Consider the following 26,937-nt stretch of genomic DNA (forward strand, 5'->3'; position numbering starts at 1 on the left):
GGGGGCCTCCGTGCTCAAGGAGATTCGATGAGCGTTCCCGAGCCGCCGCGTGACGGCCTCTCGCCCGCCAGGCGGCTGCTGAGTGTCTCCGTCGGGCTGGTCTACCTCGTGGCCCCTGTCCTGGGGGTGCTGAACGGGGAGATCACCGGCGCCCGGGCGGTGTGGGCCTGCGTGGCGCTGGCCGGGTTCGTCGCCGCCTACGCGGGGATCGTGCTCAGCCAGCGGACGTTCGGCCGTCCGGGGCGCTGGACGTACCCGCTGCTCGGGTTCACCACGCTGCTCGCCGTGGCGCTCCCGCCGATCTTCGGCGGGGCCTGGCTGGCGCTGCCGGTCTACATGAGCGTGGCCTACGCCATGACGCTGCCGAAGCGGGGGGCAGCGGTCGCCGTCGCCGGCATGGGCGTCACCATCGTCGTGCTCGGCGGGCTCATGGGCACCGACCCGGGCACCCTGCTCCTGTTCGTCTTCCAGGTCGCGACCCTGGGGGTGCTGTTCACCAACGTGCGCAACACCCGGCTGCTGGTGTCCCGGCTGCGGGAGGCCCAGGGCGAGGTGGCCAGGCTCGCGGCCGGGGAGGAGCGCCTGCGCATCGCCCGCGACCTGCACGACCTGCTCGGCCACAGCCTGTCGCTCATCGCCATGAAGGCCGAGCTGGCCGGGCGGCTGGCCGAGGAGTCGCCGCGGGCCCTGCGGGAGATCCGCGACATCGAGGAGGTGGCCCGCCAGGCGCTGGTCGAGGTGCGCGAGGCCGTCACCGGCTACCGGCAGCGGGGGCTGGCCGAGGCGGTCGACGGCGCCCGCGCCGCGCTGGAGTCGGCGGGCACGGACACGGTCGTGCGGCTGACGGGGACGCCGCTGCCGCCCGCGCTCGACGGGCTGCTCGCGTGGGCGGTCCGCGAGGGGAGCACGAACGTGCTGCGCCACTCGGGGGCGCGGCGCTGCGAGATCGCCGTGACGTACGACGGGGCGGAGGCCACACTGGAGATCACCGACGACGGACGCGGCCACGCGGGGTCGGGGGCCTCACAAGAGGCGTACCGGCTGACCGGGCCGGTGGGCGAGGGGGAGGGCGACGGGCCGGCCGGGCCGGTGGGCGAGGGGAAGGGCGACGGGCCGGTCGGCTCGGTGGGCGAGGGGGAGGGCAATGGGCTGGCCGGGCTGGCGGAGCGGGTCGCGGCGGCGGGCGGGACGATGACGGCGGGCCGGGTGCGCGGCGGTTTCCGGCTCGTCGTCCGGGTCCCGGCCCCGGCCGGCTCGGGCGATCCGACCGAGCCTGCCGTCCCGGCCGAGTCGGGTGCCGCCGCCGGTGAGGCCGTGACGGCGGTGCGGGTGGTGCGGGGCGTGCCCGGCGAGACGGGGGCGGAGCGGACGTGATCAGGATCATCCTGGCCGAGGACCAGGCCATGGTGCGCGGCGCGCTCGTCACCCTGCTCGGCCTGGAGGGCGACATCGAGGTGGTCGGCGAGGCCGCCTCCGGGCCCGAGGCGGTGGCCGTGGCGCGCAAGACGGAGCCGGACGTCGCGCTGCTCGACGTCGAGATGCCCGGCGGCGACGGCATCACCGCCGCCGAGGAGATCCGCCGGGTGCTGCCCGGCTGCCGGGTGGTGATCCTGACGACGTTCGGCCGGCCGGGCTACCTGCGCCGGGCGATGGAGGCGGGCGCGGCGGCGTTCCTCGTCAAGGACAGCCCGGCGCGGGAGCTGGCCGCCGCGGTGCGCCGCGTGCGGGCCGGTGAACGGGTCATCGACCCCGGCCTGGCCGCCGCCGCGCTCAGCGCCGGCCCGAACCCGCTGTCGGGCCGGGAGCGGGACGTGCTCGCCGCCGCGGCCGACGGCTCCACGATCGCCGACATCGCCGCCCGCCTCCACCTGTCGGAGGGCACGGTACGCAACTACCTGTCGTCGGCCATCGGCAAGACCCGCACCCGCAACCGCGTCGAGGCCGTCCGCCACGCCCAGGCCCAGGGCTGGCTGTAGGGCTCCGGCGGTACGGGCGGGGAGGGGGCCTAACGGCCGCTGCTCACCCCGTGGTACTGGAGGGTCTGCACGTACGGCTCTTCGCGTACGCCGACTGCGCCGCGGCCGGCTGGACGCGGTGGGTGAGGTGGAGGACGTCGTTCGTCACCTTGGGGCAGCCCAGCCTGAAGCAGGTCAGGTGGTACGAGCTGATGTCCAGGTACGTTCAGCCGTTGTTCGCGGACGGGGCGAACCGGGTGCCCTCGGAGGCCGCGTCGCGGTCAGCCCGCCGGTTCGCCGGCCGCCTCCAGGCGGTCCTGTGCCGCCATCACCTCGTCCACGTGCTCGGCGGCCCACCGGCCGAGCCCCTCGATCGGCTCCAGCAGCGTCTCGCCCAGCTCGGTGAGCGCGTACTCCACGCGGGGCGGCGCCTCGGCGTACGCCCTGCGCGTCACCAGCCCGTTGGCCTCCAGGCGGCGCAGCGTCTCGGTGAGCATCTTGGGGCTGATGCCGCCGATCGCCGCCCGCAACTCCCCGGGGCGGCGCGGCCCGTGCCGCAGGCCCCACACGACCACGGCGTTCCAGGTGTTGGCGATCAGGTCGAAGGCCAGCCTGGCCTGGCAGTCGGCGAGGAACGCCATGAACGCCTCCCTCCTCGGCGCGCTCTCACGCCACGACGGCCAGCAGCATGGTCACGGCTCCGGCCAGCGCCGGATCGCCGGTCAGCGCCGCGCGGGCGCGGGCCTGCCCGACCGTGATCCCCCTGCTCGCCAGCCGCCAGAACGTGTCCTGGTCCATGGTGACGCGCGCGGCGGGCCGCGCCTCGCCCGGGTCCAGTCTCCACCGGCCGTCCCGCCTGACCGCGAGCCACCTCCCGCCGGCGGGTCCGGTGACCTCCAGCTCGACGGCCGTGCCGTCCGGCCGTGCCTCCGCCTGCAGCGCCCGCGGCAGGGCCCGGGCGAAGATCTCCAGGACCGGCCGTACGAGCTCGGGGTCGTCGGCCCCGGGGACGCCCACGGCGTCGCGCACCTGCTGCTGGTGCACCCAGAACTCGGTGTACTCGCGGCCGACGTCCAGCCATGCCGGGCTCGGCAGGTCCGTCGCCGCCCACGACACGTCCAGGCCGGCGGGCCCGGTGAGGTCCACGGCCGCCCACATCGCGTCGAGCCGGGGTCCGAGGTGGTCCAGCAGCTCGATCATCAGCCTCGGGCTGAGCTGGCGGGACGCCCTGACGAACTCCTCGTTGACGCGCGCCAGGTAGGACGGCAGCGTCTCGTCGGAGGCGAAGACCGCGCCACCGTGCCCGTCACGGCCGCCCGACAGCCGCCGCGCGTAGTCGTTGAGGACGTGCCCGACGACGTCGTGGACGTCCCAGCCGGGGCAGACCGTCGGCCGCGCCCAGTCCGCCGGCCCGAGCCCGCCGAGCAGGTCCAGCAGGGCGCGCCGCTCGCGCGGGAACAGCGGGCGCACGTCGACGGCCGGTCCGAAGATCGTCATTCCTCAACCGTACGCGAAAGGCACCGATTGGTGCGCATCGACCTCCGTACCGTCGTCCTCGTCACCACCCCTTCTGACGAACGGAGCAACACCATGCGGATCGGCATCCTGGGCGCGGGCGGCATGGCCGACGCCCTCGGCACCCAGTGGTTCCGCGCCGGGCACGAGGTCATGATCAGCGGCCGCGACCCCGTGCGGGCGACGGCCTCGGCGGCGCGGATGACCGGCGCGGCCGGCGTGTCCCACGGGGCCGTGCTGACGGGCACGTGGGCGGAGGCGGCCGCGTTCGGCGACGTCGTGATGGCCGCCGTCCGGGAGGCGGGACTGCGCGACGTGCTCACCGCCGCCGGCCCGGCGCTGCGCGGCAAGCCGCTCATCGACGTGACGAACTCCGCCACGCCGGACTCGTACGACCCCGTGCGTCCGATCGCCCGGATGGCGGCGGATATCACAGGTGCTCACGTTGTGAAGGCGTTCAACCTGGGACACGTGGACGTCTGGCGCATGACGCCGCCCGTCTTCGGCGGCCGGCCGCTGGCGGTGCCGCTCTGCGGCGACGACCCGGAGGCCGTGGAGAAGGTGCGGGGGCTGGTCGCCGAGCTCGGCTGCACCCCGCTGGACGGCGGCGGCCTCGCCCGTGCCACGCTCCTGGAGGCCACGGCCGCGTTCGTCATCGGCCTGTGGTTCGGCGGCGCCGACGCCCAGGCCATCCTCACCCCGCTGGAGCACGCCGGCGCCTGACCCCGGCCGAGGCGATGGTCAGGCCGGTGCGGTCAGGCCGGGTGGCGGGCGAGGTGGTCGGCGCGGCGGACGGGCTCCGGCAGCCGGTAGCGGGGCGACAGGCGCAGCACCTGCTCCGTGGCCGTCTCCAGGGAGAGGCGGTGGCCGGGGGAGACGTACACCGGCTTGACCCCCTCGCGGGTGCGGACCGCCCGGCCCACCGTCCGCCCGTCCAGCATGATCGGCGTCCACGAGCCGCGCCCCGCCTCCGGAGGCGCGTGGTCGCCGACGAACGGCGTCTTGCCCACCCCCATCGCCGGCAGCCCGGTCAGCACCCCGAGGTGGCAGGCCAGGCCGAACCCCCGGGGGTGCGCCACCCCGTACCCGTCGCACACCAGCAGGTCCGGCGTGGTCCGCAGCTGTTCCAGGGCCTCGACCAGCGCGGGCAGCTCCCGGAAGGCGAACAGCCCGGGCACGTACGGGAACCGCGCCCGGCCCTCGGCGGTCACCTGCTCCACCACCTCCAGCGTGGCGGCGTCGAGCACGACCACCGCCGCCCGCACCCGGTCGTCACCGTGGTAGTGGACGTCCAGGCCCGCCACGACGCCGAACGACGCCGGCCCGGTGAGCTCGACCCGCGGACGGAGCCGGTCCTGGACGGCCCGTGCCTCCTCGACGGTGGCCGGCCACGGGTGAAGCTGGTTCACGCGCACATGATCAATGTAGCCCCGCGGGAAGGTCGTGACGGCACCCGCCCACCCGGGACGAAACGGACAGCCCCTAGCATGTCCAGGTGATCGTGGGTGACGTGCTGGGACTTCTCGGCGTCGGTGTGGCGGCCGGGATCGTCAGCACCGTGGTCAGCCTCGCCTCGATCGTGTCCTATCCCGCGCTGCTGGCCTTCGGCCTGCCGCCGCTCACCGCCAACGTCACCAACACGGTGGCCCTGCTGTTCACCGGCCTCGGCGCGGCGGCCGGCTCGCGGCCCGAGCTGGCCGGGCAGGGCGAGCGGGTGCTCCGGCTCGGCTGGGTCACCGCCCTCGGCGGCGCGGCCGGCGCGGCGCTGCTGCTGCTCACGCCGTCGCGGACGTTCGAGCTGATCGCGCCGTGGCTCATCGCGGGGGCCTCGCTGCTGCTCGTCCGGCCGCCGTCGGCGCGCAAGCACGAGGAGCACGGCGTGCTCGCCCGGATCGCGCTGTTCGTCGTGGCCGTCTACATCGGCTACTTCGGCGCGGCGGGCGGCATCCTCATGTTCGCGGTGCTGTCGGCGATGCTCGACCAGGCGCCCGCCCGGACGAACGCGGTCAAGAACGTGGTGTCGGGGCTGGCCAACGCGGTCGCGGCGATCGGGTTCGCGCTGTTCGGCCCCGTGGACTGGGTGGCGGTGGGGCCGCTCGCGGCCGGGTTCCTGCTCGGCGGGTGGATCGGGCCGAAGATCGCCCGGCGGCTGCCGGGGCAGAGCCTGCGCTACCTCGCCGCCGCCTGCGGCCTGGCCGTCGCCGCCAAGCTCGGCTACGAGGCGTACGCGTCCTGAGCCGGCCCGGCGACCGGCTCACTGAGGCGCACACGTCCTGAGCCGGCCGGGCGACCGGCCTCGCGCGACCGGCCTCGCGCGGGCGGCCACGCGCGGGCCGGTCCGGCCGTCAGCCGCGCTCGGCGACGAGCTTGGCGAAGCGGGTGGCGACCTCCCGCCAGATCGGCGTGGAGACCGGCTCGTCGGCCACCGCCCCCGCGTACACCTCGTCGGGGTCGAAGCCGTCCACCTCCCACGTCCGGATGCGCTCCGGCAGCACCTCGGGGTGGAACTGCACGCCCCACGCCCGCCCGCCGACCCGGAACGCCTGGTACGGGCAGCGCTCGGTCTCGGCGAGCCAGACCGCGTCCGGCGGCAGGGCGGTGATCGCGTCCACGTGGTGCTCGATGGCGGGCACGACCGGCGGCAGCCCGTGGAACAGCGCGTCGGTCGCGGTCTCGGGCCGCAGCGTGACCGGGACGCTGCCGTTCTCCGGCGCGCCCGCGTCGCCGGTCACCTCGCCGCCCGCCACCTCGGCGAGCATCTGCCCGCCCAGGCAGATGCCGAGGAACGGGACCTGACCCGCCAGGGCCTCGGCCACCAGCCCGCGCGTGGGCGCCAGCCACGGCGCCCGGTCGTCCTCACCGGGCAGGTAACCGCCGCCCATCATGATCATCGCGTCGTGGCGCAGCCGCGCGGGCACGGGGGCGCCGTCGTAGGCGTGGACGACGTCGAGCCGCAGCCCCATGTCCTCCAGCCAGCCGCCGAGCCGGCCGGGGCCGCCGCTCCTGCTGTTCTGCACGATCAGGACGTCACGCATCGGGCGTCTTCACCTTCCGGCGGGTACGGGGGAGCGTCGTCGAGGGGGGACGGGTCACGTCAGTCCGGCCGCGGTGACGGTGTGGCGCAGCAGCAGGGCCGTCGTCACCGGCCCCACCCCGCCGGGCACCGGCGTCAGCGCCCCGGCCCTGCCGATGACCGCGTCGAAGTCGACGTCGCCGGTCAGGCCGCCGTCGGCCGTCGGGTTGGTGCCGACGTCGATCACGACCGCTCCGGGCGCCACGTGCCCGGCGCCGATCAGCCCCGCCCGGCCCACGGCCGCGACCAGCACCTCGGCGGTGGAGGTCACGGCGGCCAGGTCGCGGGTGCGGGAGTGGCAGACGGTCACGGTGGCGTGCCGGTCGAGCAGCAGGTGGGCCAGCGGCTTGCCCACGACGGTGGACCGGCCGACCACGACCGCCCGGGCGCCCTCCAGGGCGACGCCGTGGTGGTCGAGCAGCGCCATCACCGCGGCGGCCGTGGCCGGCGCGAACGCGGGCAGCCCGGCGGCCAGCCGGCCGAGCGACAGCGGGTTGGCGCCGTCGACGTCCTTGGCCGGGTCGATCGAGAGGGCCAGTTCCTGCGCGGGCACGCCCTCGGGCAGCGGGGTCTGCAGCATGACGCCGTGCACCCCCGGGTCGGCGCTGAGCCGTTCGAGCGTGGCCCGGACGCGCTCCGCCGGGGCGGCGGGACCGAGGTCCACCACGTCGCAGGCGACGCCCACGCCGCCGGCGGCCTTGGCGATGGAGCGCACGTACCACAGGGTCGCCTCGTCGCCGGTGGCGACCACGACGGCCAGCCGCGGCGTCGTCGCCGAGGACCGCACCAGACCGGCGATCTCCTCCTTGATCGCCGCGGCGGTCTCCCGGCCGCGCAGCTCCACCCCGGGGGAGCCGGTCATCGGGCCAGTTCCTTCCGCACGGCCAGCGTCACCCGCTCGGCCCGGGCGACGGCGTCGTCCACGCCCGCCAGCCGCTCGCGCAGCCCCTCCAGCACCCGCTCGTCCCGGATGCCGCCCATGTTGACCTCGACGTTGACCCGCGCCGTGGTCAGCGCGGCCCGGGCCGCCTCGGCGGCGGCGGCCACGTCGGTGGCGACGTTGGGGTTGCCGATCGGCAGCAGCGTCTCGCAGAGCTCCACCAGGCGCGCGGCCGTCCCGGCGACCCGGGCGGGCGGCTCGGCCGCGCCGGCCAGGGCGGCGGCGATGGCCGCGCTCCGCTCCTCGCCCTTGGGCAGCCGGTACGCCTCCGTCACGGCGGTGAAGGCCGCCGCGTCCTCGGCGGCGAGGTCCAGGGCCCGCTCGCGCAGCGTGTCGGTCTCGGCGGTCACCGCGGCGACGGTCTCGGCGTGCTCGGCGTACCGGTCGCCGGTGGTGTACCGGGCCACCATGCCGAGCAGGGCCGCCGCCTGAGCCGCGTGCAGGGCGGCGGTGGCGCCGCCGCCCGGGGCCGGCTCGCGGGCGGCCAGCCGTTCGAGGAAACCGCCGATCTCCATGTCGCGCATGGGCGGCATTCTGCCAGCCCGCCCCGCCGGACGCGGCGGCGGACCACCGCCGGGCGGGTCACTCGCGGTGCATCGGTCTCGTCGTGTCGTCGGGCACCTGCCCGTACGACGGCGACGACCCGTAGGAGGAGGACCCGTAGGAGGGCGACCCGTAGGAGGGCGGGCCCTCGTGTCCCCGCGAGGCCCCGTACCCCGGCGACAGCGCCGCCGGCCGCGGCCCGCGCCAGCGCGAGGGGAACGCCGACGAGACCAGCAGCACGATCCCGAGGAGCAGGAACACCCCCGTCAGCCCCAGCGTGAGGTAGCCGTTGCGCACCCAGCCCGGCACGAGGGCGTCCGGCACGATCGGCCCCGAGAAGATCTCGATGAACGGCAGCACGCCCAGCACGACGAACGCGATCCCGCCGAGCAGCGAGGCGATCGGCGACATCCGCGAGGCGGCGAGGACGGCCGTCAGCGCGCCGGCGAGCACGATCAGGGCCAGGCCCGCCCACGAGACGGCGAAGTTGTGGAAGCTCCGGTTGACCTCGGTGACGCCGTACATGAGCATCACGGCGATCAGCGGCGGCAGGACGATCCCCGCGACCAGCCCGAGCACATGACGCACACCGTTGGACATGACGCCCCAACCCCCGTCATCCGGTCAGGGCTCCAACCTACCGCGTGGACTCCCGCACGACGAGGTCCGGCTGGAACATGATCTGCTGGTGCGCGTGCGTGTCGGGGTTGTCGCACTCGTCCAGCAGCAACTCGGTGGCCACCCGGCCGAGCTGGTACGTGGGCTGCCGGATCGACGACAGCGACACGGTCGAGGCCGAGGCGAAGTCGATGTCGTCGTACCCGATCAGCGACACGTCGTCCGGCACCCGCACGCCCGCCTGGAGCAGCCCCCGCAGCATGCCGAGCGCCAGCAGGTCGTTGGCGCAGAACAGCGCGTCGGGCAGGGTGTCCTCGGCTAGCAGCTTCTCGGCCGCCTGCTGGCCGGCCTTGGCGGTCATCGCCGGCATCGCGATCTCGCGCAGCTCCGCCGGGTCGCGCCCGGCCGCGGCGAGGGCCTGCTCGGCGCCCCGCCGCCGGTCCTGGCACTGCCGGATGGCCGCGGGCCCGGTCACGTAGCCGATCCGGCCGGCCCCGCCGCGCAGCAGGTGGCCGACCGCCATCGCGCCGCCGGTCACGTCGTTGACCGCGACCGCGCACTGGCTGGAGCGCTCCGCCGGGTGGTCGACGAGCACGACGGCGATGCCCCGCTCGCGCAGCAGCTCCAGCCGGCCAGGGTCCTCGTCGGACGGCGTGATGAGCACGCCGCGCACCCGCTGCTCGGCGAAGACCAGCAGGTTGCGCTCCTCCTTCAGCCGGCTGCCCGAGGAGTTGCCGAGGATGACCGCGTAGCCGCGCTCGCTGGCCATGTCCTCCACGCCGGCGGCGACGTCGGTGAAGAACGGGTTGCCGATGTCGATCACCGACAGCCCGATCGTGCGGCTGTGACCGGCCCGCAGCGTGGACGCCGAGCCGTGCCGGACGAATCCCAGCTCCCGGATGGCGGCCTCGACCCGGGCGCGGGTGTCGCCCGCGACCTTCTCGGGCCGGTTGAGCACGTTGGACACCGTGCCGGGCGACACACCCGCCCGGGCCGCGACGTCCTTGATGCTCACTGTGGCCATTCACGCCCCCGGGGCTCATAGGTGCGCACGTCCGCGCTCCGCCGTACCAGATCCCGCATCTCGGCCAGGTCGCCGACCAGGCCGCGGGCCCGCGCCTGCACCAGCGCGTTGCCGAGGGCGGCCGCCTCGACCGGGCCCGCCACCACCGGCAGCCCCGTCGCCTCGGCGGTGAGCCGGCACAGCAACGCGTTGCGCGAGCCGCCGCCGACCAGGTGGACGACCTCGACGGGCCGCCCGCTGAGGCGGGCCGCGTCGTCGACGGCCCTGCCGTAGGCGAGGGCGAGGCTCTGCAGGATGCATCGTACGGCCTGCGCCCGCCCCTCCGGAGGGCGCTGCCCCGTGCGCGCGCAGTAGGCGTCGATGCGGGCCGGCATGTCGCCCGGCGGCAGGAACGACGGGTCGTCCGGGTCGATGACCGCCTCGACGCGGACCTTCCCGGCCTCGGCCAGCAGCGCCTCCAGGTCGGGGTGGTCCCAGACGCGCAGGCACTCCTGCAGGATCCACAGGCCCATGACGTTGCGCAGGTAGCGGACGGTGCCGTCCACGCCGGTCTCGTTGGTGAAGTTGGCCAGGCGGCTCTCCTCGGTGAGCACGGGCGCGGGCAGCTCGACGCCGACGAGCGACCAGGTGCCGCAGGAGATGTAGGCGAAGTTCGGGCCCGCGGCGGGCACGGCGACCACGGCGGAGGCGGTGTCGTGCGAGGCGACCTGGGTGACGACGGTGGAGTAGCCCAGCTCGGCGGCCACGTCGTCGCGCACGGGGCCGGCCGCGGCGTCGGTGATGGGCGGCAGGATCCGGCGGGGCAGGCCGAGCCGGTCGACCAGGTCCCACGCCCAGTCGCGGCGGGTCACGTCGTACAGGCCGGTGGTGGAGGCGTTGGTGCGCTCGGCGCCGATCCGGCCGGTCAGCCAGTAGCCGATCAGGTCGGGGATCATCAGCAGCGTCTCCGCGCCGTCGAGCCGCTCGCGCAGGAGCTGGTTGACGGTGGTGAACGGCAGGAACTGCAGCCCCGTCACCTCGTACGGGTCGATCCGCTCGGTGACGTCGGCCGTGCGGGAGTCGCGGTAGTGGACCGGGTTGCCGATCAGGCGGCCGGCGGCGTCGAGCAGGCCGTAGTCCACCGCCCAGGAGTCGATCCCGGCCGACTCGGCGGGGCCCGCCTTGCGCAGGCCGTCGAGCACGCCCTGGTGGAGGGCGAGGATGTCCCAGTGCAGGGTCCCGGCCACCCGTACCGGCCGGTTGGGGAAGCGGTGCGCCTCGGCGAGCTCGATCGTGCCGGGGGTGACGTCGGCGGTCATCACCCGGCCGCTCGACGCGCCCAGGTCCACAGCGGTGAATCGCATGGCCTGATTAAAACGTATCAATCACAATGGCGCCATAGCGGAGTATGCCCCATTGACGCCCGCAGGCGTAGCGCCTACATTCCGGAAACATCCTGTTAAAACGTTTGTCGCGCGGAGGCTGTATGGGCGCTCACCCCACGCTCGCACTCGCCGGCGTCAGCAAGTCCTTCGGCGCCGTCCGGGCGCTGCGGGACGTCTCCATCGAGCTGTACGCGGGGGAGGCGCACGCCCTCGCGGGCGAGAACGGCGCGGGCAAGTCCACGCTCGTCAAGACGCTCGCCGGGGTCCACCGCCCCGACCAGGGCGTGATCCTGCTCGACGGCGAGCCCGTCGTCCTCACCGGCCCCGCCGACGCCCAGCAGGCCGGCGTCGCCGTCATCTACCAGGAACCCACCCTCTTCCCCGACCTGTCGGTCGCCGAGAACATCTTCATGGGCCGCCAGCCCCGGCGCTCGCTCGGCCGCATCGACCGCGCCGCCATGCGCGCGCAGACCCGCGAGCTGTTCGGCCGCCTCGGCGTCGACCTCGATCCCGGCCGCCCCACGCGCGGCCTGTCCATCGCCGACCAGCAGCTCGTCGAGATCGCCAAGGCGCTCTCCCGCGACGCCCGTGTCCTGATCATGGACGAGCCGACCGCCGCGCTGTCCGGCGCCGAGACGGCCCGGCTGTTCTCCGTGGTCGAGGCGCTGCGCGAGCACGGCTGCGCGATCCTGTTCATCTCCCACCGGCTCGACGAGATCTTCGCCCTCTGCCAGCGCGTCACCACGCTGCGGGACGGCCAGTGGATCGCCAGCGAGCCCGTCGCCGGCCTCACCCACGACGACCTGGTGCGCCGCATGGTGGGCCGCGACCTCGGCGCGCTCTACCCCAAGCAGGACGCGGCCGTCGGCGACGTCGCCCTCAAGGTCGAGCGGCTGACCCGCGAGGGCGTCTTCACCGACGTCTCCTTCGAGGTGCGCCGCGGCGAGATCGTCGCCCTGGCCGGACTGGTCGGCGCCGGCCGTAGCGAGGTCGCCCGCGCGATCTTCGGCATCGACCGGTGGGACGCCGGCACCGTCACCGTGGCCGGCCGCGAGCTGCCGCCCGGCAGCCCCACCGCCGCCATGGGCGCGGGCCTGGCCCTGGTCCCCGAGGACCGCCGCCAGCAGGGCCTGGTCATGGAGATGTCGATCGAGCGCAACATCGGCCTGACCGGCCTGCGCTCCCTGCGCCGCGGGGCGACGATCTCGCGGCGGGCCGAGCGTGACCGGGCGGCGGACTGGGCGGCGCGGCTGCGGCTGAAGTTCGCCCGGCTCGGCGACGGCGTCGGCGTGCTGTCCGGCGGCAACCAGCAGAAGGTCGTGCTCGCCAAGTGGCTGGCCACCGAGCCGTCCGTGCTCGTCGTGGACGAGCCGACGCGCGGCATCGACGTGGGCACCAAGGCCGAGGTGCACCGGCTGCTGTCGGAGCTGGCCGGGCAGGGCATCGCCGTGCTGATGATCTCCTCCGACCTGCCCGAGGTGCTCGGCATGGCCGACCGGGTGCTCGTCATGCGCGAGGGACGGCTGACCGCCGAGATCCCGCGCGCCGAGGCCACCGAGGAGAGCGTGATGCACGCCGCCACGAGGAGGGCCGCATGACCGCCGCAAGGAGAGCCGCGTGACGGCCGCGAGGGGGACCGCATGACCGCGACCACCGCGCCGCCGGGCCGGGAGGTGGGGGCGCGCGGGGCCCGCGCCCTGGTGGACCTCGTCTTCCGCGCCCGCGAGCTGAGCCTGGTGGCCGCCCTGGCCGTGCTCGTCGCCGTGACCGCCGGGATCAACGGCAACTTCCTGTCCGGCCAGGGCGTCGAGGACATCCTGCTCAACACCGCGATCCTCGCCCTGCTGGCCGTCGGCCAGTCGGTCGTGGTGATCACCCGCAACATCGACCTGTCGGTCGGCTCGGTGGTGGGGCTGGTCGCGTTCGTCACCGGCGACGTGCTGGCCCGCGGCGCCGGCCTCGTGCCCGCCGTGCTGCTCGGCGTCGCCATCGGGGCCGCCTGCGGCCTGGTCAACGGCCTGCTGGTGAGCTTCTGCCGGGTGCCCGCCCTCGTCGTCACGCTCGGCACGCTGTACGTCATCCAGGGCCTCGACCACTACATCGCCCACGGGCGGCAGATCAACGCCGTGGACCTGCCGCCCGCCCTGCTCGCGCTGGGCAACGGGGCCGTGCTCGGCGTGCCGTACCTGCCGCTCATCACGCTGGCGGTCATGCTCGCGGTGGGGGCGTACCTGCGCGCCTACCCCAGCGGCCGCGAGTTCTACGCGATCGGCTCCAGCCCCGAGGCGGCCCGCCTGGCCGGCGTGCCGGTCCGGCGGCGCGTCCTCGCGGCCTACCTGGTCAGCGGGGGGCTGGCCGGGCTCGCCGGGGTGCTCTGGCTGGCCCGGTTCGGCACGGTCGTCGGCGACTCCGCCAACGGCTGGGAGCTGCTCGTGGTCAGCGCCGTCGTGGTCGGCGGCGTGGCCATCACCGGAGGCGTCGGCAGCGTGTACGGCGCCGCGCTCGGAGCGCTGCTGCTGACCACGATCGGCAGCGCGCTGGTCGTGCTCCGGGTCAACCCGTTCTGGCAGCAGGCCATCACCGGCGCGCTGCTGCTGCTGGCCATCAGCGTCGACCGGGTGCTCGCGGTCCGGGTCGCCCGCCTGCTGCGGAAGGGAGGCCGCCGATGACCCGGGTGCTGCGCTGGGACGTGCTGGTCGGCGCGCTGCTGGTCGCGGTGTTCGCCGCGGGGTCGCTGGCGGTGCCCGGCTTCGCGACCACCGGCAACCTGTCGTTCGCGCTGGGCGACCTCGGCGAGATCGCGCTCATCGCGCTGGCCATGACCCTGCTCGTGGTGGCCGCCGAGGTGGACCTGTCGGTCGCCTCCGTGCTCGGCCTGTCGAGCGCGCTGGTCGGCGCCCTGTGGGACGCCGGCCTGGCCATCGAGACCATCATCCCGCTGGTCGTGCTCGTCGGCGCGGTGTGCGGCCTGGTCAACGGGCTGCTCGTGACCCGGCTCGGGCTGCCGTCGCTCGCCGTCACGATCGGCACGCTCGCCCTCTACCGGGGCCTGGCGTACGTGGTGCTCGGCGACAAGGCCGTCGCCCAGTTCCCGCCCGCCTACACCGCGCTCGCCGTGGGCGACGTGCCGGGCACGCCGGTGCCGTACCCGGTCGCCCTGTTCGCGCTGCTGGCCGTGGTCACCGGCGTCGTCCTGCACGCCACCGGCTTCGGCCGCGCGCTGTACGCCATCGGCGCCCAGGAGCAGGCCGCGTTCTTCGCCGGCATCCGGGTCAAGCGGATCAAGCTGCTGCTCTTCGTGCTGTCGGGCACCGTCGCCGCGTTCGCCGGCGTGGTCTTCACCCTGCGCTACGGCTCGGCCCGCGCCGACAACGGCCTCGGCGTCGAGCTGGCCGTCATCGCGGCCGTGCTGCTCGGCGGCGTCGACTTCGACGGCGGCAAGGGCACCCTCGGGGGCGTGATCGCCGGCGTCCTGCTCATCGGGCTCCTGCGCAACCTGCTCATGCTCGGCGACGTCTCCACCGAGATCCAGTCGATCGTCACCGGACTCCTCCTCATCGTGTCGGTGCTCACCCCCCGCCTCGTCTCCCTGGTCAGGCCCGCCCTGAAAGGAACCCCATGACCCCGATGCGCCTCACCGCCGCCGCCACCCTGCTGTCGCTGGCCGTCGCCGCGTGCGGCGGCACCACCAAGTCGAGCGTCACCTCCGCTCCCGCGCCGGCCCCCGCCTCCTCCTCGGCCGCCGCCAAGGCCGACCCGAACGCCCCCCTCAAGGAGGGCATGAAGCTGGCGTTCCTCCCCAAGCAGATCAACAACCCGTACGAGACCATCGTCGACAATGCCGGCATCGAGGCCGCCAAGGAGTTCAAGGGCGAGGCCAAGGAGGTCGGCCCGTCCGACGCGTCCGCCTCCTCCCAGATCTCCTACATCAACACCCTGACCCAGCAGGGCCACGACGCGATCCTCATCGCCGCCAACGACGCCAACGCCGTGTGCGGGCCCCTCCAGCAGGCCCGCGCCAAGGGCACCAAGGTCGTCTCGTACGACTCCGACGCCGCCCCCGAGTGCCGCGACCTGTTCATCAACCAGGCCAGCTCCGAGGAGGTCGGCCGCAGCCAGGTCCGGCTCCTCGCCGACCTGATCGGCAAGAAGGGCGAGATCGCCATCCTGTCGGCCACGGCCAACGCCACGAACCAGAACACCTGGATCAAGTACATGAAGGACGAGCTGACCAAGCCCGACTACAAGGACATGAAGCTCGTCAAGGTGGCCTACGGCGACGACGACGACCAGAAGTCGTTCACCGAGACCCAGGGCCTGCTCCAGGCGTACCCGAACCTCAAGGGCATCATCTCGCCCACCACGGTCGGCGTCTCCGCGGCGGCCCGCTACATCTCCGGCTCCAAGTACAAGGGCAAGATCACGCTGACCGGCCTGGGCACCCCCAACCAGATGCGGCAGTTCGTCAAGGACGGCACGGTCGAGAAGTTCGCCCTGTGGAACCCCAAGGACCTCGGCTATCTCGCCTCCTACGCGGCGGCGGCCCTGGTCTCCGGCCAGATCACCGGCGCCCAGGGCGAGACGTTCAAGGCCGGCAAGCTCGGCGAGCGCACGATCGGCGCGAACGGCGAGGTCATCCTCGGCCCGCCGTTCACCTTCGACGCCGCCAACATCGACCAGTTCGACTTCTAGCGGCTCCTGCCGGACCGCTCCACCCGGTCCCCGCCCGCCCGGCGGGGACCTCACCACGACAAGACCCTACGACGAGACCAGCGAAAGGCGAGGGCCAGTGAAGGCGAGCGAAGGCGGCACGCGGCGCGTGTGCTTCCTGCTGAAGGTGCGCGAGGACCGCCTCGACGAGTACCGCGAGCGGCACAAGGCCGTGTGGCCGGACATGCTGGAGGCCCTGCGGCGGGCCGGGTGGGGCAACTACTCGTTGTTCCTGCGCGAGGACGGCCTGCTCGTCGGCTACCTGGAGACCGACGACTTCGAGGCCGCCCAGGAGCGGATGGCCGGGACCGAGGTCAACGACCGGTGGCAGGCCGAGATGGCGCCGTTCTTCGAGGCCGGCCGCGCGGACGAGGCGTTCGCGCCGCTGGAAGAGGTGTTCCACCTTGACTGAGTCAGGACAGAGGGAATCGGGGAAGGCATTGATCAAGGAAGAGCTGCGCCGGCAGCGCATCGAGACGCCGTCCTGGGCGTACGGCAACTCCGGCACCAGGTTCAAGGTGTTCGCCCAGCAGGGCGTGCCGCGCGACCCGTACGAGAAGCTGGCGGACGCCGCGCAGGTGCACCGCCACACGGGCGTCGCGCCGACCGTGGCCCTGCACATCCCCTGGGACAAGGTGGACGACTACGCCGACCTGGCCCGGCACGCCTCCGAGCTGGGCGTGGCCATCGGCGCCATCAACTCCAACGTGTTCCAGGACGACGACTACAAGCTGGGCAGCGTCACCCACCCCGACCCGGCGGTGCGCAAGAAGGCGCTGGGCCACCTGCTGGAGTGCGTGGACATCATGGACCAGACCGGGTCCGACACGCTCAAGCTGTGGTTCTCCGACGGCACCAACTACCCGGGCCAGGACGACATCCGCGCCCGCCAGGACCGCCTGGCCGAGGCCCTGGCCGCCGTCTACGAGCGGCTGGGCGAGGGGCAGCGGTTCCTGCTGGAGTACAAGCTGTTCGAGCCGGCCTTCTACATGACCGACCTGCCCGACTGGGGCGCCGCGTACGCCCACTGCCTCAAGCTGGGCCCGAAGGCGCAGGTCGTCGTCGACACCGGGCACCACGCGCCGGGCACCAACATCGAGTTCATCGTGGCGTTCCTGCTGCGTGAGGGGAAGCTCGGCGGCTTCGACTTCAACTCCCGCTTCTACGCCGACGACGACCTCATGGTCGGCGCCGCCGACCCGTTCCAGCTCTTCCGGATCATGTACGAGGTGATCCGCGGCGGCGGCTACACCGGCGAGACCGCGTTCATGCTCGACCAGTGCCACAACATCGAGCCCAAGATCCCCGGCCAGATCCGGTCGGTCATGAACGTGCAGGAGGCGACCGCCAAGGCCCTCCTCGTGGACCGTGACGCGCTGGCCGCCGCGCAGCGCGAGGGCGACGTGCTCGGCGCCAACGCCGCGCTCATGGACGCCTACAACACCGACGTCCGCCCCCTGCTCGCCGAGCTGCGCGAGGAGATGGGGCTGGACCCGGACCCGATGGCCGCCTACGCCAGGTCCGGTTACTTCGAGAAGATCGCCGCCGAGAGGGTCGGCGGCGCGCAGGCAGGGTGGGGAGCCTGATGCAGGCCGTACAGGAACTGCTCGAACGAGCACACGCGCTGGGCGCCGACCCGCGCAACACCAACTACGCCGGGGGCAACGCCTCCGCCAAGGGCAGCGAGACCGACCCGGTGACGGGCGAGCAGGTCGAGCTGATGTGGGTGAAGGGGTCCGGGGGCGACCTCGGCACCCTCACCGCCGCCGGCCTCGCCGTGCTGCGGCTCGACCGGCTGCGCGCGCTGACCGGCGTCTACCCGGGTCCGGAGCGCGAGGACGAGATGGTCGCCGCCTTCGACTACTGCCTGCACGGCAAGGGCGGCGCCGCGCCGTCCATCGACACCGCCATGCACGGCCTCGTGGACGCCACGCACGTCGACCACCTGCACCCCGACTCCGGCATCGCGATCGCCACCGCCGCCGACGGCCCCGAGCTGACCACGCGGATCTTCGGCGACCGGGTCGTGTGGGTGCCCTGGCGGCGGCCCGGCTTCCAGCTCGGCCTCGACATCGCGGCCATCAAGGAGGCCAACCCGCAGGCCATCGGCTGCGTCCTCGGCGGCCACGGCATCACCGCCTGGGGCGCCACCAGCGAGGAGTGCCAGGCCAACTCCCTGGAGATCATCCGTACCGCCGAGCGGTACATCGCCGAGCACGGCCGGCCCGACCCGTTCGGCCCCGTCGTGCACGAGCCGCTGGCCGAGCAGGCCCGCCGCCGCCGCGCCGCCGAGCTGTTCCCGGTGATCCGCGGGCTGGCCAGCACGGACGCCCGCCAGGTGGGCCACTACACCGACTCGCCCGAGGTGCTCGACTTCCTCGCCCGCGCCGAGCACCCGAGGCTCGCCGCGCTCGGCACGTCCTGCCCGGACCACTTCCTGCGCACCAAGGTCGCGCCGCTCGTGCTCGACCTCGCGCCGGACGTCCCGCTGGAGGAGGCCGTGGCCCGCCTGCGCGAGCTGCACGCCGCCTACCGCGAGGAGTACGCCGCCTACTACGCCCGCCACGCCACCCCCGACTCGCCGCCGATGCGCGGCGCCGACCCGGCGATCGTGCTGGTGCCCGGCGTCGGCATGTTCAGCTTCGGCAAGGACAAGCAGACCGCGCGCGTGGCCGGCGAGTTCTACGTCAACGCCGTCAACGTGATGCGCGGCGCCGAGGCGCTGTCCCGCTACCAGCCGATCGACGAGTCGGAGAAGTTCCGCATCGAGTACTGGGAGCTGGAGGAGGCCAAGCTGCGGCGCATGCCCGCGCCCAAGCCGCTGGCCGGCCGGATCGCCCTGGTCACCGGAGGCGGCTCCGGCATCGGCGCCGCCACCGCGCGCCGCCTGGCCGCCGAGGGCGCGTGCGTGGTCGTCGCCGACCGCGACGTGGCCGCCGCCGGCAAGGTCGCCGCGGAGCTCGGCGCCAAGGCGCTGCGCCCCGAGGACGTGGCGATCGCCGCCGAGGCCGACGTCACCTCCGAGGAGCAGGTCGCCGAGGCCGTACGGCAGGCGGTCCTCGCCTTCGGCGGCGTCGACCTGGTCGTCAACAACGCCGGCCTGTCGCTGTCGCGCTCCCTGCTGGAGACCACGCTCGCCGACTGGGACCTCCAGCACGACGTCATGGCCCGCGGCTCGTTCCTCGTCTCCCGCGAGGCCGCCCGCGTGCTCGTCGAGCAGGGCATGGGCGGCGACATCATCTACATCTCCTCGAAGAACTCCGTCTTCGCCGGGCCCAACAACGTCGCCTACGGCGCCGCCAAGGCCGACCAGGCGCACCAGGTGCGGCTGCTCGCCGCCGAGCTCGGCCAGCACGGCGTGCGCGTGAACGGCATCAACCCCGACGGCGTCGTACGCGGCTCCGGCATCTTCGCCTCCGGCTGGGGCGCCAACCGGGCGGCCGTGTACGGGGTGGAGGAGGAGCGGCTCGGCGAGTTCTACGCCCAGCGGACGCTGCTCAAGCGGGAGGTGCTGCCCGAGCACGTGGCGGCGGCCGTCTTCGCGCTGACCGGCGGGGACCTGGCGCAGACCACCGGCCTGCACATCCCGGTCGACGCCGGCGTGGCCGCCGCGTTCCTGCGCTAGGCGCGCTCATCGGCTCCTGACGCGCGGTGCCGCCGGCGGTCATCCTCCGCCGGCGGCACCGTCTTCCCTCTGTCCCCGCACCCCTGCTACCCCCAGAACCGGCCCCAAACCTCAGGAGGCAACGATGCCGCTCGAAAGGACCACCGCACCCCGGACCAAGGTCGGGCTCGTCGCCGGTGGGCTCGGCGCGTACTGGCCCCAGTTCCCCGACCTGCTTCCTCAGCTCAAGCGGTCGTCCGCGCGCGTGTCGGAGCGGATGGGGGAGCTCGGCTGCGAGGTGGTGGACGTCGGCTTCATCTCCGACGCCCAGGAGGGCGCCGTCGCGGCCGAGCGGCTGCGCGAGGCCGGCTGCGACCTCATCGTCGGCTTCCTCACCACCTACATGACCGCCACGATGCTGCTGCCGGTCGCGCAGCGCAGCGGCGCGCCGGTGCTGCTCATCAACCTGCAGCCCACCGAGTCCATGGACCACGACACCTTCGACACCGGCCAGTGGCTGGCCTACTGCGGCGCCTGCCCGCTGCCGGAGATGGCGAACACGTTCACGCGCGCCGGCGTCCCGTTCCGCTCCGTCTCCGGCTACCTGGAGGACCCGCGCGCCTGGGAGCGCATCGAGCGGTGGGTCAAGGCCGCCGGCGTGCGCGCCGCCCTGCGCAAGGGCCGCCACGGGCTGATGGGCCACCTCTACCCGGGCATGCTGGACGTCTCCACCGACCTCACGCTCGTGCCGGTCAACTTCGGCGGCCACGTCGAGGTGCTGGAGTTCGACGACCTGCGCGTCCGCGTGGAGAAGGTGGGCGACGCCGAGGTCAAGGAGCGCATCGGGCTGGCCCGCGAGGTGTTCGAGCTGGCCGACACGGTCGTGCCCGAGGACTTCGAGTGGGCCGCCCGCGTCTCCCTCGGCCTCGACCGGCTGGTCGAGGACTTCGACCTGGACAGCCTCGCCTACTACCACCGCGGCCTCGACGGCGAGATCCACGAGCGGCTCGGCGCCGGCATGATCCTCGGCGCGTCGCTGCTCACGGCGCGCGGCGTCCCGGCCGCCGGCGAGTACGAGCTGCGCACCTCCCTCGCGATGCTGATCATGGACCGGCTCGGCGCGGGCGGCTCGTTCACCGAGCTGCAGGCGCTGGACTTCCTGCGCGGCCACGTCGAGATGGGCCACGACGGGCCCGCCCACCTGGCCATCAGCGCCCGCCGTCCGCTGCTGCGCGGCCTCGGCGTCTTCCACGGCAAGCGCGGCTGGGGCGTCTCGGTCGAGTTCGACGTGGCGCACGGGCCGGTGACGGCGTTCGGGCTCATCCAGCGGCGCGACGGCCGCTTCGCGTTCGTCGCCTCCGAGGGCGTGACCGTGGACGGCCCGCACCTGAAGATCGGCAACACGACGTCGCGGGTGGACTTCGGCCGCGACCCGGGGGAGTGGACGGACGCCTGGAGCGCCTCCGGCATCTCCCACCACTGGGCGCTCGGCACCGGCCACCGGATCGGCGAGCTGAAGGCGCTGGCGGACCTGATGGACGTGGAGCTGGTGCAGATCTGAGCACGCCGGGCGCCCGGCCGCGCGAGGGGAGCGGCCGGGCGGCTCCGTCACTTCTTGATCGTGTAGCTGTCGCCGTACACCTTCCAGGTGAGCGGCGGGTCGAGGTCGAGGTTGCCCTTCCTGAGGAAGACCCGCTGCGCCGTGTCGATGCGGCTGGTGTCCTCGTGGGCCTCCTCCGCCTTCATGGCCGCCTTGCGGGCGTCCAGGAACGCGTCGAGGTACGTCGTCTCGTCGCCGCCCTGCGCCGGGGGCTTGGCCTTGGCCAGGGCCGACTTGCGGATGCCGCCGAAGCTCAGCTTGTCGTCGCCGGGCCCGTGCATGACCATGGCGTCGTAGTAGGCGAACTGGCCGAGCGCCCGCAGGCCGTCGCTCTTGGCCTGCCTGACGGCGGGGTCGAAGTAGACGCGGTCGCGCTCGTCGTTCTGGGCCTGCTGGAAGACGGGGTCCTTGGCCGCGCTCTTCCAGTCCTTGGTGAAGTTCGGGTCGAGGCCCTTGTGGGAGTCGGTGCCGTCGACCTTGCGCAGCGCCGGGAGGTACTTGGCGAGCACGTTGCCGGGCTTGCGCTGGGTGTAGAGCTCGACGAGCTGGAGCATGTCGTGCGTGCCGGAGCAGAAGCCGATGATGCCGCCGGTGTAGCCGCGGCCGTCGTCGATGTCCTCGATGTAGCCGTACTGGGCCTTCCAGTCGAGCGACGAGTTCTCCGCGCTGGACACCAGCTGCATGGCGATGTCCTTCTTGTGCGGATCGGTGAGATCGACGGGCGCCTGCAGGGTCAGCGCGAGCACGGGCGCCAGGACGGGGGCGAGGAGGGTGCTTAACACATGAGCTCCTGTGAGCCGGGGGTTGGTTAGGAATCTTTCCTAACGAACGAGACTCACAGGAGTCAAGCGGTACGCCGAATCCGGATGAATCGGCGGGCGTCCGGTCAGGGGCGCAGGGCGGCGAGCTGCTGCTCGAACGGCACGACCTCCTCGACCTCTCCGACGGCGCCCACGGCCTTGTCCGCGGCCTTGTCCCCGGCCTTGTCCCCGGCCTTGTCCGTGGCCTGACGGGGCCGGCCGGACACGAGCGCGGCCAGCTCGCCGGCCGCGCGCCCGATCCGCTCGCCCAGCCCGTCGGTGAACGCGTCGCGGCCGCCGCCCCAGTCCTCCGAGGCCGCGTAGACGGCCGTCGGCGCCACGACGGCCCGCAGGTACGCGAACAGGGGCCGCATCGCGTGCTCCAGCGCCAGCGAGTGCCGGGCCGTGCCGCCCGTGGCGGCGATCAGCACCGGCTTGCCCGCCAGCGCGTCCGGCTCCACGACGTCGAAGAACGACTTGAACAGGCCGCTGTAGGAGGCGGTGAAGACCGGCGTGACCGCGACCAGCCCGTCGGCCGCGGTGACGGCCTCGATGGCCGCGCGCAGCCGGGCGCCGGGGAACCCGGTGACGAAGGCGTTGGCGACGTCCACGGCCAGGTCGCGCAGCTCCACCACGCGCACCTCCACCGGCTCCTGACCGTCATCGGTCTCCAGATGGCGGCGGGTGGCCTCCAGCAGGCGGTCGGCCAGCAGCCGGGTCGAAGACGGCTCGCTGAGCCCGGCCGACACGGCGACGAGCTTCATGGTCACACTCCTGTTCGGTGTCGTCGGGGGATCTTCGGGAGAGGGGGATCCTGACGGTGTCGTTCGGACGGTGGTCGTTCAGACAGTGGTGGAGGTCTCGGTCGCCGCCGCCGCCGTCGCCGCGGCCGTCAGCGAGGCGTGGGTGGGCGCGTCCGGCACCTGCGCCGGACGGTCCTTGGCGAACTCGCGGCGCAGCACCGGCACGACCTCCTCGCCGAGGATGTCGAGCTGCTCCAGGACCGTCTTCAGCGGCAGCCCGGCGTGGTCCATGAGGAACAGCTGGCGCTGGTAGTTGCCGAAGTGCTCACGGAAGGTCAGCGTGCGGTCGATGACCTGCTGCGGGCTGCCGACCGTGAGCGGCGTCTCGGCCATGAAGTCCTCCAGCGACGGCCCGTGGCCGTACACCGGGGCGTTGTCGAAGTACGGGCGGAACTCGCGGACCGCGTCCTGGGAGTTCTTGCGCATGAACACCTGCCCGCCGAGGCCCACGATCGCCTGCTCCGGCGTGCCGTGGCCGTAGTGGGCGTACCGCTGCCGGTAGAGGCTGATCAGGCGGACGAAGTGCTCCTTCGGCCAGAAGATGTTGTTGGCGAAGAAGCCGTCGCCGTAGTAGGCGGCCTGCTCGGCGATCTCCGGGCTGCGGATCGAGCCGTGCCACACGAACGGCGGCACCCCGTCGAGCGGGCGCGGCGTGGAGGTGAAGCCCTGCAGGGGCGTGCGGAAGCGGCCCTCCCAGTCCACCACGTCCTCGCGCCAGAGCTTGTGCAGCAGCGCGTAGTTCTCGACGGCCAGCGGGATGCCCTGGCGGATGTCCTGGCCGAACCACGGGTAGACCGGGCCGGTGTTGCCGCGCCCCAGCATCAGGTCCACCCGGCCGTCGGCCAGGTGCTGCAGCATCGCGAAGTCCTCGGCGATCTTGACCGGGTCGTTGGTCGTGATCAGCGTCGTGGCCGTGGACAGCACGAGCCGCTCGGTCCGCGCCGCGATGTAGCCGAGCATCGTGGTCGGCGAGGACGGCACGAACGGCGGGTTGTGGTGCTCGCCCGTGGCGAACACGTCCAGGCCGACCTCCTCGGCCTTCAGGGCGATGGTCACCATCGCCTTGACACGCTCGTGCTCGGTCGGTGTGCGGCCCGTGGTCGGGTCCATGGTCACGTCGCCGACACTGAAGACGCCGAACTGCATCTTAGTCACCACCCATGACTGTTGAATCTTGAACAGCTACCTCAGCGCAACGGCGCCCCGCCTTATTCCACCATGATCGTGGCCCGGGCCGCCGCGCGCGGTGCCGGGCGGATCCGGCTAGGCGCGGGCCGCCGCGAGGGCGTTGATCGCCGCCGGGTCGAGGATCCGCTCGGGGGCGCCGTGCTCGGCCACCGTGATCATGGCCTGGCCGATCCGTTCCGTCGTGGTCACGCTCGCCGCGAACACCCGCCGCAGGATCGGGTACAGCGGCGCGGTCACCACGTACGCCAGCCGGTACCACCGTGTCCGCGACGTCGCGCCATGGACCGGCTGGATGTAGCCGGGCCGGAACATGTACGCCTCCAGCGGCAGCTCCAGCAGCGCCTCCTCGGTGGCGCCCTTGACCCGCGCCCACATCGCCCGGCCGCCCGGGTCGGTGCCGGCGCCCGACACGTACACGAACGTCGAGCCCGGATTGAGCCGCGCCAGCGTGGTGCCCGCGGCCAGCGTGTACCCGTACGTGACGCGCCGGTACTCCTCCTCGCCCATGCCGGCCGAGGAGACGCCGAGGCAGAAGAAGCACGCGTCGTGGCCGGCCAGCTCGTCCTCGATCGGCGTGAGGTCCAGCAGGTCGCCGTGGACGACCTCGCGCAGCTTCGGGTGCCGGCGCCCGGTGGGCGTCCGGCCCACGGTGAGCACGGACTCCACCCGGTCGTCGAGCAGGCACTCGCGCAGCACGCCCTGCCCGACCATGCCGGTCGCGCCGAAGACGATCACTTTCATCCGGGCTCCGTTCTGCGCGGGATGCCACCCGCTCCCCTCGATCATCCCAGGCTCCCCGCCGTACGAGCAGCCGCGCCCCCGGCCGGGGCCTGTCCCGGAGGCCGCATGGAGCGGGCGTGTGCGACCTCGTCCCGGGAGGCGGGGTGAGGAACGGGCGTGTGCGACCCCGTACCGGTGGCAGGTAAAGACGGCCGGATCCGGCCTGTGCGCGGCCCATCCCCGTGAGGGGTCTCCTCGCTCATCATGGGCCCATGTCACCCGAGGCGATTCACCAGCAGCAGCGGCTCGCCGATCCCCCCGAGACCGCCCCCGAACCGCACGCCGACCTCACCGCGCCCGGCCTCACCGCGCCCGCCGCCCACGAGACCGGCGTCGCCCGCCGCCGTCGCGGCGCCCGCGTCCTGGTCGCCGCCCTGGCCGCCGTCGCGCTCGCCGCCGGCGGCGTCGCCGTCGTCCAGTACGTCCGCGCCCACGCGCCCCGCCCGGCGGACGGCGGCACGCCGCCCTGGCCCGTCCCGGCCGACCCGCTGCCCGGCATCCGCGCCGCCGGCCTCACCCACGGCCCGATGGGCCACGCCGAGCACTACCACGCGCACCTGAGCGTCTTCGTCGACGGCGACGAGGTCGAGGTGCCGGCCGACATCGGCATCGTGGGGGAGGAGATGTCGCCCCTGCACACCCACGACGACCGGGGCGTCATCCACGTCGAGCCGCACACCAAGGGCGAGGTCTTCACCCTCGGCCAGCTCTTCGAGCAGTGGGGCGTCACGCTGTCGGCGACCCGGATCGGCTCCCTCCAGGCCGGCGCCGGCCGCACCCTGACCGCCGAGGTGAACGGCGTCCCGGTCGCGGGCGACCCCGCCGCCATCGTGGTCAAGCCGCATGAGCAGATCTCCCTCGTGTACGGCGCGCCGGACCCCTCGTTCAAGGCCCCCTCGACCTTCACCTTCAAGCCGGACGAGTGACCGGCGCGGCCCGCCGGGGAGGGCGCCGACCTCCCTCCCCGGAAACGGTCACGTAACGCCATTGCATTATTAATAAAATACCAATAATGTCTCCCTCCAAGCCGGAACCCGAGGTCAGGCGTTCCGTTGGAAGGGAGTCAGCATGGGATCGAAGATCTCCCGGGTGGCGCGGGCCGCGGCCATGGCGGCCGCGATCGGCCTCGCCGCGGCGTGCGGCGGCGGCGGTCAGCCCTCCGCCGCGCCGGCGAGCGGCGATCCGGCCAAGCCGGTCACGCTCACGTTCTGGTCGTGGGTGCCCGACATCCAGAAGGCGGTCGACCAGTTCAACGCCTCCCATCCCGGCGTGCAGGTCAACCTCGAGACCATCACCCCCGGCCCCGACGGCGGCTACGCCAAGATGCTCGCCGCGGTCAAGGCGGGCAACGCCCCCGACGTGGCCCAGGTCGGCTACGACTCCCTGCCCTCGTTCCTCGTCAACGGCGCCTTGCAGGACGTCACCGAGTACGCCCAGGACGACGCGGCGAAGTTCGTCGGCTGGCAGTGGCAGACCGGCGTCTTCGGCGGCAAGGTCTACGCGATCCCCCAGGCCAGCGGCCCGATGGGCTTCTACTACCGCAAGGACCTGTTCGACAAGTGGGGCATCGCGGCGCCCAAGACCTGGGACGACTTCGCCGCCGCCGCGGCGACCATCCGCAAGAAGGACAAGAACGCCTACATCTCCACGTTCGCCGCCAACCAGGCGCCGTGGCTGATCTCCCTGGCGCAGCAGGCGGGGCAGCAGTGGTTCTCCACCGAGGGTGACTCCTGGAAGGTCACCATCGACAACCCCGACACCCGCAAGATGGCCGCCTTCTGGCAGAAGCTGCTCGACGACAAGGTGCTCAAGACCGAGGCCGACCTGTCCAACGCCTGGTACAAGGACCTCCAGACCGGCGGCATCGTCGGCTGGATCGGCGGCTCCTGGGGCGATGCGATCATCCGCGGCAACGCGCCCGAGACCTCCGGCAAGTGGGCCGTCGCCCCGATCCCGCAGTGGCCGGACGCCCCGGCGTTCACCTCGGCGAGCTGGGGCGGCGGCTCCTCCTCGGCGATACTCAAGGGCACCAAGAACCCCGCCGCCGCCACCGAGTTCGCGGTCTGGCTCAACAGCGACCCCCAGAGCGTCAACACCCTGCTGTCCGCCGGCTACGGCTGGCCCTCCGCCAAGGACACCAGCAAGGTCACCAACCTGCAGAAGGACGACACCGTCTTCCCCTTCTACGGCGGCCAGAACATCTGGGACGTCTTCCAGCAGTCCGACGCGGCCGTCGCCCTCGACTGGCGCTGGCCGCCGGTGAGCGACGCCCTCTACGCCACGCTCACCGACAATGCCAAGGCCGCCGTCCAGGGTCAGGGCACGCTCACCGACGCCTTCGCCAAGACCCAGCAGGCGATGGTCGACCAGCTCAAGGCCAAGGGCCTGAGCGTCGTGACGGGCGGCTGACGGTGGCGGAG

General features: G+C 73.4%; 27 protein-coding genes. 14 read left to right on the plus strand and 13 right to left on the minus strand.

Annotation, left to right across the window (positions count from 1 at the left end):
• Positions 1–27: 27 nt before the first annotated feature.
• Together HT134_RS35860 and HT134_RS35865 are read left to right on the plus strand one after the other, a co-directional pair.
• Entirely contained in the window at positions 28–1,374 is a 1,347-nt protein-coding gene (locus tag HT134_RS35860) for a sensor histidine kinase (RefSeq protein ID WP_175604924.1), read from the plus strand.
• On the plus strand, positions 1,371–1,976 hold the full coding sequence (locus HT134_RS35865) for a response regulator transcription factor (RefSeq protein WP_175604925.1): 606 nt from the start codon (positions 1,371–1,373) through the stop codon (positions 1,974–1,976). The genes HT134_RS35860 and HT134_RS35865 overlap by 4 nt, the downstream gene beginning before the upstream one ends.
• Positions 1,977–2,236: 260 nt before the next feature.
• On the opposite strand, the gene HT134_RS35870 is transcribed toward HT134_RS35865, so the two are convergent.
• Positions 2,237–2,596: a winged helix-turn-helix transcriptional regulator gene (locus tag HT134_RS35870; RefSeq protein ID WP_175604926.1), complete on the minus strand. Its 360-nt coding sequence runs from the start codon at positions 2,594–2,596 to the stop codon at positions 2,237–2,239.
• Positions 2,597–2,621: 25 nt separating this feature from the next.
• Complete coding sequence (locus HT134_RS35875; RefSeq protein ID WP_175604927.1) at positions 2,622–3,452, minus strand: maleylpyruvate isomerase family mycothiol-dependent enzyme; 831 nt, start codon at positions 3,450–3,452, stop codon at positions 2,622–2,624.
• A gap of 30 nt (positions 3,453–3,482) precedes the next feature.
• Here HT134_RS35875 and HT134_RS35880 point away from each other — a divergent pair, with 30 nt between their 5' ends.
• Positions 3,483–4,193: an NADPH-dependent F420 reductase gene (locus HT134_RS35880; protein WP_312888691.1), complete on the plus strand. Its 711-nt coding sequence runs from the start codon at positions 3,483–3,485 to the stop codon at positions 4,191–4,193.
• Positions 4,194–4,225: 32 nt separating this feature from the next.
• Here the strand turns inward: HT134_RS35880 and HT134_RS35885 are convergent, their stop codons facing one another.
• Complete coding sequence (locus HT134_RS35885; RefSeq protein ID WP_175604928.1) at positions 4,226–4,885, minus strand: endonuclease V; 660 nt, start codon at positions 4,883–4,885, stop codon at positions 4,226–4,228.
• Between the two features lie 80 nt (positions 4,886–4,965).
• On the opposite strand from HT134_RS35885, the gene HT134_RS35890 reads away from it, so the two are divergent.
• The gene (locus HT134_RS35890) at positions 4,966–5,706 is read left to right on the plus strand and encodes a sulfite exporter TauE/SafE family protein (RefSeq protein WP_312888692.1); all 741 of its coding nucleotides are present in this window, start codon (positions 4,966–4,968) and stop codon (positions 5,704–5,706) included.
• A gap of 109 nt (positions 5,707–5,815) precedes the next feature.
• Here the strand turns inward: HT134_RS35890 and HT134_RS35895 are convergent, their stop codons facing one another.
• The 6 genes from HT134_RS35895 to HT134_RS35920 are packed head-to-tail and all read right to left on the minus strand — an operon-like array spanning position 5,816 to position 11,011.
• On the minus strand, positions 5,816–6,505 hold the full coding sequence (locus HT134_RS35895) for a type 1 glutamine amidotransferase (RefSeq protein ID WP_175604929.1): 690 nt from the start codon (positions 6,503–6,505) through the stop codon (positions 5,816–5,818).
• A gap of 54 nt (positions 6,506–6,559) precedes the next feature.
• The gene (locus HT134_RS35900; RefSeq protein WP_175604930.1) at positions 6,560–7,405 is read right to left on the minus strand and encodes a bifunctional 5,10-methylenetetrahydrofolate dehydrogenase/5,10-methenyltetrahydrofolate cyclohydrolase; all 846 of its coding nucleotides are present in this window, start codon (positions 7,403–7,405) and stop codon (positions 6,560–6,562) included.
• Positions 7,402–8,007: a cyclodeaminase/cyclohydrolase family protein gene (locus HT134_RS35905; RefSeq protein WP_175604931.1), complete on the minus strand. Its 606-nt coding sequence runs from the start codon at positions 8,005–8,007 to the stop codon at positions 7,402–7,404. The genes HT134_RS35900 and HT134_RS35905 overlap by 4 nt, the downstream gene beginning before the upstream one ends.
• A gap of 58 nt (positions 8,008–8,065) precedes the next feature.
• The gene (locus HT134_RS35910; RefSeq protein WP_175604932.1) at positions 8,066–8,626 is read right to left on the minus strand and encodes a hypothetical protein; all 561 of its coding nucleotides are present in this window, start codon (positions 8,624–8,626) and stop codon (positions 8,066–8,068) included.
• Positions 8,627–8,663: 37 nt separating this feature from the next.
• A complete protein-coding gene (locus tag HT134_RS35915) occupies positions 8,664–9,668 on the minus strand; it encodes a LacI family DNA-binding transcriptional regulator (RefSeq protein WP_175604933.1) in 1,005 nt (334 codons plus the stop codon).
• Positions 9,656–11,011 (minus strand): rhamnulokinase, encoded by a 1,356-nt coding sequence (locus tag HT134_RS35920; RefSeq protein WP_175604934.1) that lies wholly within the window; start codon positions 11,009–11,011, stop codon positions 9,656–9,658. Before HT134_RS35920 ends, HT134_RS35915 begins: the two co-directional genes overlap by 13 nt.
• 122 nt (positions 11,012–11,133) lie before the next feature.
• Here HT134_RS35920 and HT134_RS35925 point away from each other — a divergent pair, with 122 nt between their 5' ends.
• The 8 genes from HT134_RS35925 (at position 11,134) to HT134_RS35960 (ending at position 20,907) form a co-directional block, all read left to right on the plus strand.
• Positions 11,134–12,630 (plus strand): sugar ABC transporter ATP-binding protein, encoded by a 1,497-nt coding sequence (locus HT134_RS35925; protein ID WP_175604935.1) that lies wholly within the window; start codon positions 11,134–11,136, stop codon positions 12,628–12,630.
• A gap of 42 nt (positions 12,631–12,672) precedes the next feature.
• Positions 12,673–13,701: an ABC transporter permease gene (locus HT134_RS35930; protein ID WP_175604936.1), complete on the plus strand. Its 1,029-nt coding sequence runs from the start codon at positions 12,673–12,675 to the stop codon at positions 13,699–13,701.
• The gene (locus tag HT134_RS35935; protein WP_175604937.1) at positions 13,698–14,654 is read left to right on the plus strand and encodes an ABC transporter permease; all 957 of its coding nucleotides are present in this window, start codon (positions 13,698–13,700) and stop codon (positions 14,652–14,654) included. Before HT134_RS35930 ends, HT134_RS35935 begins: the two co-directional genes overlap by 4 nt.
• Positions 14,651–15,724 carry a rhamnose ABC transporter substrate-binding protein gene (gene rhaS / locus HT134_RS35940; protein ID WP_175604938.1) on the plus strand — a complete coding sequence of 358 codons (1,074 nt, stop codon included), beginning with the start codon at positions 14,651–14,653 and terminating at the stop codon, positions 15,722–15,724. The genes HT134_RS35935 and rhaS overlap by 4 nt, the downstream gene beginning before the upstream one ends.
• A gap of 97 nt (positions 15,725–15,821) precedes the next feature.
• Positions 15,822–16,154 carry an L-rhamnose mutarotase gene (locus HT134_RS35945; RefSeq protein WP_175604939.1) on the plus strand — a complete coding sequence of 111 codons (333 nt, stop codon included), beginning with the start codon at positions 15,822–15,824 and terminating at the stop codon, positions 16,152–16,154.
• A complete protein-coding gene (gene rhaI, locus HT134_RS35950; protein WP_175604940.1) occupies positions 16,147–17,328 on the plus strand; it encodes an L-rhamnose isomerase in 1,182 nt (393 codons plus the stop codon). The genes HT134_RS35945 and rhaI overlap by 8 nt, the downstream gene beginning before the upstream one ends.
• Positions 17,328–19,367, plus strand: coding sequence for a bifunctional aldolase/short-chain dehydrogenase (locus HT134_RS35955; protein WP_175604941.1), 2,040 nt, complete (start codon positions 17,328–17,330; stop codon positions 19,365–19,367). Before rhaI ends, HT134_RS35955 begins: the two co-directional genes overlap by 1 nt.
• 124 nt (positions 19,368–19,491) lie before the next feature.
• Positions 19,492–20,907, plus strand: coding sequence for an L-fucose/L-arabinose isomerase family protein (locus tag HT134_RS35960; RefSeq protein WP_175604942.1), 1,416 nt, complete (start codon positions 19,492–19,494; stop codon positions 20,905–20,907).
• A 47-nt stretch (positions 20,908–20,954) separates the two neighbouring features.
• On the opposite strand, the gene HT134_RS35965 is transcribed toward HT134_RS35960, so the two are convergent.
• From HT134_RS35965 to HT134_RS35980, 4 genes are all read right to left on the minus strand, one after another.
• Complete coding sequence (locus tag HT134_RS35965) at positions 20,955–21,728, minus strand: chitosanase (RefSeq protein ID WP_312888694.1); 774 nt, start codon at positions 21,726–21,728, stop codon at positions 20,955–20,957.
• Positions 21,729–21,832: 104 nt separating this feature from the next.
• The gene (locus HT134_RS35970; RefSeq protein ID WP_175604943.1) at positions 21,833–22,510 is read right to left on the minus strand and encodes an FMN reductase; all 678 of its coding nucleotides are present in this window, start codon (positions 22,508–22,510) and stop codon (positions 21,833–21,835) included.
• A gap of 78 nt (positions 22,511–22,588) precedes the next feature.
• A complete protein-coding gene (locus HT134_RS35975; protein WP_175605141.1) occupies positions 22,589–23,695 on the minus strand; it encodes an LLM class flavin-dependent oxidoreductase in 1,107 nt (368 codons plus the stop codon).
• Between the two features lie 117 nt (positions 23,696–23,812).
• Entirely contained in the window at positions 23,813–24,478 is a 666-nt protein-coding gene (locus HT134_RS35980; protein WP_175604944.1) for an NAD(P)H-binding protein, read from the minus strand.
• Positions 24,479–24,729: 251 nt separating this feature from the next.
• Between HT134_RS35980 and HT134_RS35985 the strand changes: the two genes are divergently transcribed.
• Together HT134_RS35985 and HT134_RS35990 are read left to right on the plus strand one after the other, a co-directional pair.
• On the plus strand, positions 24,730–25,443 hold the full coding sequence (locus HT134_RS35985) for a hypothetical protein (RefSeq protein ID WP_175604945.1): 714 nt from the start codon (positions 24,730–24,732) through the stop codon (positions 25,441–25,443).
• A 142-nt stretch (positions 25,444–25,585) separates the two neighbouring features.
• Positions 25,586–26,926: an ABC transporter substrate-binding protein gene (locus HT134_RS35990; protein WP_175604946.1), complete on the plus strand. Its 1,341-nt coding sequence runs from the start codon at positions 25,586–25,588 to the stop codon at positions 26,924–26,926.
• Positions 26,927–26,937 lie beyond the last annotated feature (11 nt).

It is taken from the genome of Nonomuraea rhodomycinica (assembly GCF_013363995.1).
Lineage (GTDB): Bacteria > Actinomycetota > Actinomycetes > Streptosporangiales > Streptosporangiaceae > Nonomuraea > Nonomuraea rhodomycinica.